General features: G+C 62.7%; 8 protein-coding genes and 1 tRNA gene. 3 read left to right on the top strand and 6 right to left on the bottom strand.

Features of this window, described 5'->3' with window-relative positions; genetic code table 11:
• Positions 1–146: 146 nt before the first annotated feature.
• Positions 147–1,610, top strand: coding sequence for a betaine-aldehyde dehydrogenase (gene betB, locus AC0L2R_RS14790; RefSeq protein ID WP_473509846.1), 1,464 nt, complete (start codon positions 147–149; stop codon positions 1,608–1,610).
• Between the two features lie 41 nt (positions 1,611–1,651).
• On the opposite strand, the gene AC0L2R_RS14785 is transcribed toward betB, so the two are convergent.
• Positions 1,652–3,172: a phosphomannomutase/phosphoglucomutase gene (locus AC0L2R_RS14785; RefSeq protein WP_473509842.1), complete on the bottom strand. Its 1,521-nt coding sequence runs from the start codon at positions 3,170–3,172 to the stop codon at positions 1,652–1,654.
• 203 nt (positions 3,173–3,375) lie between these two features.
• Here AC0L2R_RS14785 and AC0L2R_RS14780 point away from each other — a divergent pair.
• Positions 3,376–3,452: transfer RNA gene (locus AC0L2R_RS14780), tRNA-Pro, on the top strand.
• A gap of 447 nt (positions 3,453–3,899) precedes the next feature.
• Here AC0L2R_RS14780 and AC0L2R_RS14775 read toward each other — a convergent pair.
• From AC0L2R_RS14775 to AC0L2R_RS14765, 3 genes are all read right to left on the bottom strand, one after another.
• A complete protein-coding gene (locus AC0L2R_RS14775; protein ID WP_473509840.1) occupies positions 3,900–4,988 on the bottom strand; it encodes a hypothetical protein in 1,089 nt (362 codons plus the stop codon).
• Between the two features lie 519 nt (positions 4,989–5,507).
• Positions 5,508–6,566, bottom strand: coding sequence for an adenylate/guanylate cyclase domain-containing protein (locus AC0L2R_RS14770; protein ID WP_473509839.1), 1,059 nt, complete (start codon positions 6,564–6,566; stop codon positions 5,508–5,510).
• Positions 6,567–6,834: 268 nt separating this feature from the next.
• On the bottom strand, positions 6,835–7,281 hold the full coding sequence (locus AC0L2R_RS14765) for an SRPBCC family protein (RefSeq protein WP_287325734.1): 447 nt from the start codon (positions 7,279–7,281) through the stop codon (positions 6,835–6,837).
• 937 nt (positions 7,282–8,218) lie between these two features.
• Between AC0L2R_RS14765 and AC0L2R_RS14760 the strand changes: the two genes are divergently transcribed.
• Positions 8,219–9,355 carry an aminopeptidase gene (locus AC0L2R_RS14760; protein WP_473509837.1) on the top strand — a complete coding sequence of 379 codons (1,137 nt, stop codon included), beginning with the start codon at positions 8,219–8,221 and terminating at the stop codon, positions 9,353–9,355.
• Between the two features lie 164 nt (positions 9,356–9,519).
• On the opposite strand, the gene AC0L2R_RS14755 is transcribed toward AC0L2R_RS14760, so the two are convergent.
• Together AC0L2R_RS14755 and AC0L2R_RS14750 are read right to left on the bottom strand one after the other, a co-directional pair.
• Entirely contained in the window at positions 9,520–9,753 is a 234-nt protein-coding gene (locus tag AC0L2R_RS14755) for a hypothetical protein (protein WP_023801385.1), read from the bottom strand.
• 134 nt (positions 9,754–9,887) lie between these two features.
• The gene (locus AC0L2R_RS14750) at positions 9,888–10,724 is read right to left on the bottom strand and encodes a universal stress protein (RefSeq protein WP_473509835.1); all 837 of its coding nucleotides are present in this window, start codon (positions 10,722–10,724) and stop codon (positions 9,888–9,890) included.
• Between the last annotated feature and the right edge of the window lie 290 nt (positions 10,725–11,014).

Here is an 11,014-nt window from a genome sequence, read left to right as displayed (position 1 = left end):
TCGGACGCACAAGCACTCTATCGCTTTTTTAGTCCTCGCATCGTGCTTTCCGAAAATCGATTCCGATTTTCGAGCCGATGCGATAAGCCATGATCCGGCGGTGCCCGCCCGCCGGTCCCATCGAAAGACAGTTTGGAGAAGGTCCCATGCGCGCCCAGCCAAAGGCATCGCACTATGTCAACGGACGCTACATCGACGATGAGCAAGGTGCGCCGCTGCCGGTCATCTATCCAGCAACCGGCGAGACCATCGCGATGCTGCGTTCGGCGACGCCGAACGTGCTTGAACTGGCGATCGAAGCAGCGCGTGCAGCACAACCGGCCTGGGCGCGGCTGAAGCCGGTCGAGCGCGGGCGCATCCTGCGCCGCGCCGCCGACATATTGCGCGTGCGCAACGCCGACCTGGCACGCATCGAGACGCTGGATACCGGCAAGGCGATCCAGGAGACGCTGGTGGCGGACGCGCCATCGGCAGCCGACTGCCTCGAATATTTCGGCGGCGCGGTCGCTGCCTATAATGGCGAGTCCGTCGATCTCGGCGGCGCCTTTGCCTACACAAGGCGCGAGGCGCTGGGCGTCTGCGTCGGCATCGGCGCCTGGAACTACCCGATCCAGATCGCCGGCTGGAAATCGGCGCCGGCACTCGCCATGGGCAACGCCATGGTGTTCAAGCCGTCGGAGAACACGCCGCTGTCGGCGCTGGCGCTCGCCGAAATCTACACCGAGGCCGGCCTGCCCGACGGGCTGTTCAACGTCGTGCAGGGCTATGGCGATGTCGGCGCCGGCCTCGTCGGGCACGATGTCGTCGCCAAGGTCTCGGTGACCGGCTCGGTGCCGACCGGTCGCAAGGTGCTGTCGCTCGCCGGCTCGAAGATGAAGCATGCCACCATGGAGCTTGGCGGCAAGTCGCCGCTGATCATCTTCGACGATGCCGATCTCGAAAATGCCATCGGCGGCGCCATGCTCGGCAATTTCTATTCGACCGGCCAGATCTGCTCCAACGGCACGCGGGTCTTCGTGCAGAAGGGCATCCACGACCGTTTCGTCGAACGACTGGTCGAACGGACCAAGAAAATCCGTATCGGCGATCCGCTCGACCAGGAAACGCAGATGGGACCGCTGGTCTCCAAGGCGCAGCATGAAAAGGTCATCGGCTATATCGAGGCCGGCAAGCAGGATGGCGCTGTGCTCGCCTGCGGCGGCAATGTACCTTCGCTGCAAGGTTTCCAGGGTGGCTTCTTCGTCGAGCCGACGGTCTTCACCGGCGTCACCGACACCATGCGCATCGCGCGCGAGGAGATTTTCGGGCCTGTCATGAGCGTGCTGAAATTCGACGGTGAGGACGAGGTGATCGACCGCGCCAATGATACCGAATTTGGCCTTGCCGCCGGCGTGTTCACGCGCGACCTGCCGCGCGCCCACCGCGTCATCGCCGAGCTGCAGGCCGGCACCTGCTGGATCAACGCCTACAACCTGACGCCCGTCGAAATTCCCTTCGGCGGCTTCAAGCAGTCGGGAATCGGGCGAGAAAACTCACTTGCCGCGTTGGCACTCTATTCGCAGTTGAAGTCGGTCTATGTCGAGACCGGCGACGTCGCGAGCCCCTATTGAGGCTCACCGGCGCCGCCGACCAGAGACCTTAGCCAGAGAACTTAGAACGTCTGGTTGTAGGCGCCGACTTCGGGGCTGCGGCGCAGCACCGCATCGACGGCTTCGAACATCTGCCGGCGCCGCTCCGACGACACCGGGCTCTCCACCACGACGACAAGCTCCGGCTTGTTCGACGACGCCCGCACCAGGCCCCAGGTGCCATCCTCGGCAACGACGCGAACGCCATTGACGGTGATCAGCTCGGCGATCTTCTGGCCAGCGAAGATGGCGCCGTCGTGCTTCATGGCCTGAAAGTCGGAAACGACCCGCTCGACCACGCCATATTTAAGCTCGTCGGCGCAGTGCGGCGACATGGTCGGCGTGCCGAAGGTCAGCGGCATGTCGCGATAGAGATCGGCCATGCTGCTTGTCGGGCTGCGATCCAGCATCTCGCAGATGGCGATGGCTGTGATCAGACCATCGTCATAGCCGCGCCCGATCGGCGGGTTGAAGAAGAAATGACCGGATTTCTCGAAACCGGCGATAGCGCCAAGCTCGGCGACGCGCCGCTTTATGTAGGAGTGGCCGGTCTTCCAATAATCGGTGACGGCGCCATCGGCGCGCAGCGCGGCGTCGGTATTGAACAATCCGGTCGACTTGACGTCGACGACGAAGGTCGAGCCTGGATGCAGGCGCGCAATGTCGCGCGCGAGCATGACGCCGACCTTGTCGGCGAAGATCTCGTTGCCTTCATTGTCGACCACGCCGCAGCGGTCGCCATCGCCGTCGAAGCCAAGCCCGACATCTGCTCCTGTCTCCAGCACCTTGTCGCGGATAGCGTGCAGCATCTTCATGTCTTCGGGATTGGGGTTGTAATTCGGAAACCTATGATCGAGCTCGACATCGAGCGGGATCACCTCGCAGCCGATCCGTTCCAGCGCTTCAGGTGCAAAAGCGCCGGCAGTGCCGTTGCCGCAGGCGGCGACCACCTTGAGCTTTCTCGCTATGCGCTTGTCGCGGGTCAGGTCGTCGAGATAGATCTTGCGGAAATCCGCAACGAAGTCATAGGCGCCGCCGCCGACCAGGTCGAAGTCGCCGGCAAGCACGATCGTCTTCAATGCGCTCATTTCCTCCGGACCGAAGGTCAAGGGCCGCGCCGCCCCCATCTTGACGCCGCTCCAGCCATTCTCGTTATGCGAGGCGGTGACCATGGCGACAGACGGCGTGTCGAGCGCGAACTGGGCGAAATAAGCCATCGGCGATAGCGCCAACCCGATATCCCTAACCCGCGCGCCGACGGCCATCAGCCCGGAAACCAGCGCCAGCTTGATCGCCAGCGAATAGGAACGGAAATCATGCCCAGTCACGATATCCGGTCCGGCGCCCAGGCGCCGGATCAGCGTGCCGAGCCCCATGCCAAGCGCCTGGACACCGATCAGGTTGAGCTCCGGCGGCTCGGCAGAGCCCGGATGGCCGAACCACCAGCGCGCATCATACTCACGAAAGCCGGACGCCTTGATCAGCGCCGAGGTTTCAAACTCGAAGGTGTTGGGAAGGGCTTCACTAACGATCTTCAGGGACAAGACAGCAACTCCAAGCGGCTGGATTCAGAGTGGTTTCAACGCAGGTGGCCATGCCTATAACACGAGCCGTTAAGCGGTGTTTATCCCGCAGGGAACTGAAACCTGTATGACGTTAGAGCGAAACGGCAAGAAATGCGACAGAAGCGCTGCCATTGGTGCTTGCAGGAACGAAGTACGGCGGCTATAAGCCCGCGGTCTGGTCACGGAGTGTAGCGCAGCCTGGTAGCGCACATCGTTCGGGACGATGGGGTCGCAGGTTCAAATCCTGCCACTCCGACCAGAAAAAACAATGGGTTAGGCATCCCGAATTCTGCCTGCCCCACAGATATCCCCACTGAAAAGATGGAAAAGCTTCTAGGCCGCTCGATGGAACTGGCAGACGCATACCAAACCACTCGCGATTTTGCAGAATCTGAGGCCGCGCCATCTAAACTATGTCTGCTTCGCGCCAAACGTGTTCAATCGGCGATAGTTGTCGAATGACTTCACTCGGGGCGAAAGCGCCAAGGGCGTATCAATGCAACGATTGCGGCTGATGCCAGCAGAATAAGCCCTGGAACGCCTAAGACCACGGCGTGCATCTCCAGCATAAGGGCGAACGGAGTATCCGCTTTTATCATCGGCTTAATCTCCCCTAAAACCTGAAGGCATTCAACATCGCGACTTCAATGACTGAAGCGTTAACATTCCACCATTTGTAACCTGCCATTGGCGCTGTGCGCGGGATTTAGGCTGCCGCGGATCGGACACCGCCGGCACCGGCGAGTCGTCCAACGATCTTGCTCAGCGTTCGCAGCGTCCAGGCCAGCGGCGCCAGAACCATCCTCAGCAGAGAAGCCAGGACAAGACAGAGTATGAAGTAGGCTGCAAAGGCGCCGAGCCAAGCCGGGAGACCTGCTTGTTCGGCTATCCAACCGGCTGCGTTTGTCAGAAGGTGAGGTCGCGTGATCGCCACATAAGGAAGTGCGACGACGGCGGCGACACCGGCTGCGGTACCGACGGCGGAAAGCGATTGGAACGCACCTTTGCCTGCAGCCCTCAGATGTACTATCCGCACAGTTCCGCGACCAGCTGCGGCCACCGGTGCCCTCGCAACCTGCAATGCCTTGGCTGCGGCGCCCATGCCCCCGACGACTATTGCCGCATCGAAGGCCGCCCAACCCATCTCGTCCCAGGTCGGAAGCCGCTCGCCGCGGGTGATCACCCCTTCCAGGTCGGAAACGCCGCCCAGGACTATGTTCTTCGCACCAAGCAGCGTGCGGGTGAACTGTCTGCGGACTGCTGTTCCGTCAACGATCTCGAACTCCGACAGCATCTCATGCCCGCGATCCTTGAGCTCGCGAATGGCAATAAGCCCATACTGCTCCGGCGAAATCTCGGCGAGGCCGAATCCCACCTGCCGGTCGTCCCACAGGCTCGAGAGGCCCTGACCGATGGTTTCCTGCAACAAGTACTGCGACGATCCATTCTTCACGAAGTAAGCAATCACCGGCACGACCGGATGGCCGAGACGGTCGAAAACCTCCACGAAATCCGCATCCTCGCCATAGACGAGGAACACTCTGGCTGCATCGTCGCCATATTTCGCCGCTGCCTCATGCCAGCCGAGCCCGCCTGCCGCGCAGGCTGCAAGAACCCATGGCCGAGCCTGCTCCACAGCTTTACTGCTGAGCGGGCAGCGGGTGTCGTCCCGGCGAACTTCCTCCGCCAGCGCGGCTCGCATGACCTCATCTTCGAAGTGATGGGGCTCCAGCCATTCCCATCTGAGCGTCAGGACGATCGCCACAACGAGTGAGGCTGCTAGCAGATATCTCATTCTCAAGGGGGCATCCTCCCGCAGTCATGTCATGCCAAGACGTGCCGAAGCTATCAGCCAATCCCGATGAAGCGATCGTTAGTTCTGGGATGTGGTGGAAATTTGCTGAAGGGTGGCCGACAGCGGACGTTCCGTTTTCCACCAAACTTCGGCGTTCATGGTCATTTTGGGGCCGCAAGCGGACTGGCAGCTTTGGCCCTCGGATCTTCAATAGCTACCTTCACGTCGGTGCGAGTAACGCCGTGACGTGACCCCTGCGGACGTTCGTGGCATCGCAGCGAACGTCCGGAATGTATGACAGCTGACGTTTGTTGTCAGATAGACAACTCTGAGCGAGCGGTAAGGAAGCTTGAAAAGGCAACCTACGTGCTGCTATTGGCCGGAGCACATGAGGCGACATGATCAGCTCAGTCCGTCGCCGCTCGTGGCTGCAAAGCCGATTGCCTGCACAGACGTACCGGCTCCCGCTTGTAATAGTCACGCATCTGGTACCCTTGCCCGGACCCCGGCCCGCGGGGCTCAATCCTCCGGCAGGGTGAAGACCGCGCAGGGATCAGCGATACCGCGCAATAAGTGCTCGCCCAAAGGGATCAAAGCCGTTGTCGTCTCCGCCGCGACCGCGCCCGAGATGAGCACGCTGCGACCAAGGGGCCTGCATAGCCCTTCGAGCCGGCTGACCAGGTTGACCGCAGGGCCGATGGCAGTGAAGTCCAGCCGGTCGGCCGCGCCGATATTGCCCCACAGCATCTCACCGAGATGCAGTGCCGCGCCGAAGGGCAGCGGCGACAGCCCCTCCGTCTGCCGCACCGCATCGAGATGGGCCATGCCGGCGCGGGCGGCGACAACAGCCCGCAGCGCCGCCTCGCAGGCCTCGGCCGGGGCGCCCGTGACCGGGAAAATCGCCAGCACACCGTCGCCGATGAACTTCAGCACCTCGCCCCCGAAAGCATGCACCGCCCCGGCGACGCGGTCGAACCAAGCGTCGAGGGCGGTGATCATCGCTGCGGGCTCCGTCGCCTCGGACAGGGCGGTGAAGTCACGCAGATCGGCACAGAGCAGCGCGGCGCGGATGGTCTCCCCGGTGCCGCGGCGCAGCGCGCCGGCCTGCACCCGGGCGGCACTGCGCCTGCCAAGATAGGCCTCGAGCAGCGCTGCCAGCGCCGCCCGCGCGGTCAGGGCGGCTAAGGGCGCTGCGGCGAAGCGCGCGGCCTGGCGCAGCCGGCCGGCCTCGGCGGGGCCGAATGGCCGGGTCCCTGCCCAGCCCAGCACCGGACTGTCCGGCTCCGGGCCGATCGTGTCCTCCTGCACAGGGCCAAGCTCGGCCAGCCAGTCGCGCCCGGCTTGGTTGAGCGGGCCGCCGGCGAAGCCCAGCGCCTCGATCACCGCCCCGGTCTCCGCCTGCCACAGCCAGGTGCGGCGGGCGATGATCGGATGCGGCACCGCGACCGTCAGAGCGCCCCCGGCCAACGGCAGGCCGTCGGCCAGCAGCCGGCCGCCGAGCTCGGCCAGGAACCAGTCAGAGCCGGGCGAAGAGCCGGCCTCGTCCAACAACCAGGCGAGGGGCGCGGGCAGATCCATGCCGCGATTATGGCACCGCGGCCACTAGCCTGTCATCCGCGCCGCGGGATGACGCTTCTGCCTGTCATGTTGTCACGTGAGGACGCCCTCAACGGGACCGGACGGGACGTCGTTAAGGGCGTACTTAAGGGAGAGGTGACATTCAGGGCGAGGCCATGGGCTGCCGCCGGCACAACTACTCCTTTACATAGACGCCATCCTCCAGACTCACGGTCCAATCCTCGATGAGGCAGCCTTCGACACCCCTGCGAGCGACGAGCGGAAAGAGTCAGTCCCTGCCATGCCAGGGGTCCGGCCCCGGTTCACGCCCGGCCGCAACCTCGGCCAGCCGGCCGAGGTAATGGGCCCAGCCTTCCGCATGGCCGGCGCATTGCTCGGCGTTAGGCAGGCCGGTGTGGGTCAGGCGCAGCAGCGTTCCGTCCGGCTGCTCGATCAGGTCGACCTCGATCAGGCTCGACCCCGGCGGCACCACCTCGCTGCCTTCCCAGCCAAAGCTGTAGGCCAGGCGGTGCACCGGCACCACCTCGCGGAAGGAGCCGCGAGCGCAGCGAGCCCCAGTGACATTGACGAGATAGAGCCCGCCAGGCTGCGGCTCGACCTCAGCCTCCGTTCCCATCCAGCGCAGGATCTTCTCCGGATCGGTCAGGAGGGCGAACACCGCGGCGGGCGGCGCCGGGATGTGCGTCTCGCGGCGGACGACGAGGGACTCTTGCATCGGTCTCTCCTACGGTTGCGATGACCTGCTCCGCCTGAGGCGGAGGATGGACGGGCGCCTTCTGTCCTAGTGTGGGAGGTCTTTTCTGACAGCATGTAGGCGGAAGATCGCCCTCAACAAGGTACCGCCCAAGCAGCTTGGCGAGAAGAAATCCGCACCCGGCTTGAGCGATTCCTGATCGACACGACCTGATTGTCGCCTAAGTCAGTCGCATTGGAGATCACTCCGACGCATCTCCCACGTTTAAGCGCTTCAATCGGCATTGTGGGTTTGACGCTGGCCTCCTGCGCCACGAGGTCCCTTCGGGCAGGCGCATCTGGAGGTGTGAGATCGCCTGCAATGTTGGATCTGACGCAATTGTGGTGCAGTTTGCCATCAGAAGGCACCTATCAGTCGGGCCTGAAGCAGGTCGATCTTCCCGCGCCCATACATTCGGCGGTAGCGGATCTGCTGGCTTCAGAAGCGCTCGAGGCGGTCCGAAAGCCTTGTTTATGGTCTGGGACGCCTCGCTCTCGGAGCAGCTTCCCGTAGGTCCGCAAGGGGTCCGGATTGCGACTTTCGCTGCGTCCAGAGCATATGTCCGCTGCTGGCTCAACCGTGACCTCCGGTGCCGTCGCCGGCGATGTCTGCTTCCAGGCAGAGACAAGTTCATCTCTACGGCTGACATCGGCGCATTGCGGACCAACAGCGGTGGGCCGGATGCGACCGGAAGCTCCGGGAGAAAAAGACCTGCTAGGCGGATAGTTCGCATGCCGCCGTGTCCGGCTTATAGCGGACGTTCGGCAATTTGGCAGCGAATGATCACATTGTGACAATCTTGCCGAAGACGAACGTCTAACCTAAACCCTCATCCCAGGATGTCAACCGAATTGGAGCCACTGTTTGGGACCGGGCGTAGTTGCGACGTTTGCCCTATCCGGACGTGTGAGCAAATGCCGTGGGCAACGTGATGCGTGCATTTTTTCGTTCGGTTGCTGCGACGATCGTGATGTCCGGCGTGGCCGGTTGCACCAGCATTTCTTACTACGCACAATCCTTGAAGGGTCACGTGGAGATCATGGCGGCGCGCCAGGATGTCGAAGAGCTGATCGACGATCCTTCGATCCCTGGGACACTACGCGCTCGAATGGAATCGGCGAGCGCCATCCGACAGTTTGCGATAGATGAACTAGCGCTGCCGGACAACAATAGCTACCGCAGCTATGTTAACGTTGGTCGGGACGCGGTGACATGGGCCGTCTTCGCCGCGCCGGAATTCTCGCTGACGCCACGAACATGGTGCTTTCCGGTGTTCGGATGCGTTCCGTACCGAGGATACTTCTCCAAAAGGTCTGCGATTGAAACCGCTGTCGAACTTCAGAGACAGGGCCTGGACGTCTATGTGACGGGCATCACTGCATATTCCACGCTTGGCTGGTCAAGTGACCCGCTGCTAAGCACGATGCTCAGCCAAGATGAAACGTATCTTGCGGGGCTGGTTTTCCATGAGCTGGCCCACCAACGCGTCTATGTGAAGGACGATTCCGCATTCAACGAGGCATTCGCTGTCGCCGTCGAAACAACCGGCGTGAGAAAATGGCTGCGCGCGGCTGGTGATACCGGCGAGTTGCGCCGTTACAACGCCGACCGGAGGCGCAGAGCTCAATTTCTTGCGCTGGTGTCGCAGACCCGGGACGAGCTAAGCCATGTCTATGACGGCAGCGCTACCTCTGAGCAGAAGCGGGCCGCGAAGATGGCCGCGATCGAACGGCTGCGGATGCGCTACCGAGAGATGCGCGACAGTCGCTGGCGTGGATACCAGGGATACGATGTCTGGTTCGATTCTCCGATTAACAACGCGAAGCTCGCCGCGACTTCCGTCTACGGCGATCAGGTGGCGACGTTTCTCCGCTTGTTCGATTTGTGTTCGGGCGACTATCCACGGTTCTTCGCGTCGGTTCGACGGATCGGAGCGTTAGACAAGGCTTACCGCGCCGAAGCGCTCAAAGCAGCAGATTCATGCGATAGCCGGTCAAATCCGAAGGCCAGAAGCGGCGAGTCGGTCGCCGATGTGCTCGGCAGCCGGCGCAGGTGATTGAATTGACCATTTGTCGGCCGATTTCCTAGGAACTTTCACGTCGGCGGGGCCGGAAGCCGCATGTCGCGGCCTACAGAAGCCAAAAGCGGACTTGCCTGAGCCCCCCGGCGGATCCTGGACCACAATGGTTGCCGGCGGGCCGTGGCGCCTCAGCGTGCGCCCTACGAGGCCGAAAACCTCACGCTCACGCCGCGCTGCCGAAAATAAGCCTGCATCAGCTTGCGGCCCGAACGGTTGTTCTGCGCCAGCCTGGTCGGATCGAACACCGCCTGTTTTATCCCTTCTCGTGTCATCGCCGCCTTAAGCGTCGCGATATGCGCGTCGATGTCGGCATTGTCCGCCCGCAGCGATGCATAGATACTTTCGGTCGCCTCGGCCACGGTCGGTTCGCTCACAGGTGTCGTCCTTTGGTTGGTTGAGCGGCGACTTACCACAGATTCGCGGCTCCGCCGATACCGATGAGACGCTAGATGGGCGGCAACAGTGTCCCTTGGGACTTAAAAGGGATGCCAATGACGGGCGCCGGCGGCTAACGCGCCATAAGGATCGGCATCGACGGGTCTTCAAGCATCGAGACGGTGACGCCACCGAAGATGCGCTCGCGCAGCCGGGAATGACCGTAAGCGCCCATCACCATCAGGTCGGCGGCGATGTCGAGCGCGTGCCGGCGAAGCACGTCGACGACTGAATGGTCCAGGCTGGGCAGCCGGTCGACCGTGACATTCACGCCATGCCGCGCGAGATAGGCGGCGGCGTCGGCTCCGGGTTCGGCCCCGTGGCGGTACTCGTCCTCCACCGGATCGACCATGACGAGGTGCACCTCATCGGCGCCTGGCAGCAGGCCGAGGGATTCGCGGACGGCACGCGATGCCTCCAGACGGGCGTCCCATGCAATCAGCACGCGTTTCGGCTTCAGGGTCGACTGCGCCCCCGCGGGGATGAGCAGCAAGGGCTTTCCCGAAGAAAACAATGCGCCTTCGATCGCTTTGCTTTTCAGCGTTTTGTTGGCGAGCAGCTCCGGTCCAATGACCGTAATGTCGGCATAGCGGGCACGGCGGCCGATGGTGTCGTCGGCCCAGCCGGCTTCCGGATATTCGCTGGAGACATCGGCCGAAAGCACGCTGCCGGCGAGAAAAGCCGACAGGTCAGCAGTCCGCTTCTTCAACAGATCCTCGACGGCCCGACGCTCGTCGAGCCAGGCTTCTGAAACGACCGCGGCATACTCCCCGACTGGTGGCGGCGCAGCTACGGCAACGACCAGAACAGCAAGATGGGCGCCGATCTCGTTGCACAGGTCGGCGGCAGGCTTGAGATCACCGTCTCCCTCGTGCGGTCCCGTAACGGCAAGTATCGTCCTGAAAGCCATGGCGGCTGCTCCCGATTTTGCCCCAAAGCCCAATCGTCGTTGCAACAACAGCGAGACGGCTCGGCGCGCTGCTAGCGCTGAGTCAAGAACGCCGCCGGTCATCATTTGATCCGTATCAACATGCCCACGTGCCGACGCCAATAGGTTTCAGGCCGCTGGAGGACGCCAAGAATACGCGCCGAACACCGGAGCAGCAGCATCACGGAACGCATTCGTGACCTGGCTGGTTATATCCAGGCGCTGTGGCAGCAAGGGCCCGATGGCGCGGAATTTCAGCGACCACGCTCGTG

It is taken from the genome of Mesorhizobium sp. WSM4820 (assembly GCF_055811075.1).
This window is presented reverse-complemented; position numbering and strand designations above follow the sequence as displayed.

Bases quoted from the DNA above. Each gene is read 5' to 3' on its own strand.
- betB (WP_473509846.1), top strand. From the start codon at position 147: ATGCGCGCCCAGCCAAAGGCATCGCACTATGTCAACGGACGCTACATC.
- AC0L2R_RS14775 (WP_473509840.1), bottom strand. From the start codon at position 4,988: ATGAGATATCTGCTAGCAGCCTCACTCGTTGTGGCGATCGTCCTGACG.
- AC0L2R_RS14770 (WP_473509839.1), bottom strand. From the start codon at position 6,566: ATGGATCTGCCCGCGCCCCTCGCCTGGTTGTTGGACGAGGCCGGCTCT.
- AC0L2R_RS14765 (WP_287325734.1), bottom strand. From the start codon at position 7,281: ATGCAAGAGTCCCTCGTCGTCCGCCGCGAGACGCACATCCCGGCGCCG.
- AC0L2R_RS14750 (WP_473509835.1), bottom strand. From the start codon at position 10,724: ATGGCTTTCAGGACGATACTTGCCGTTACGGGACCGCACGAGGGAGAC.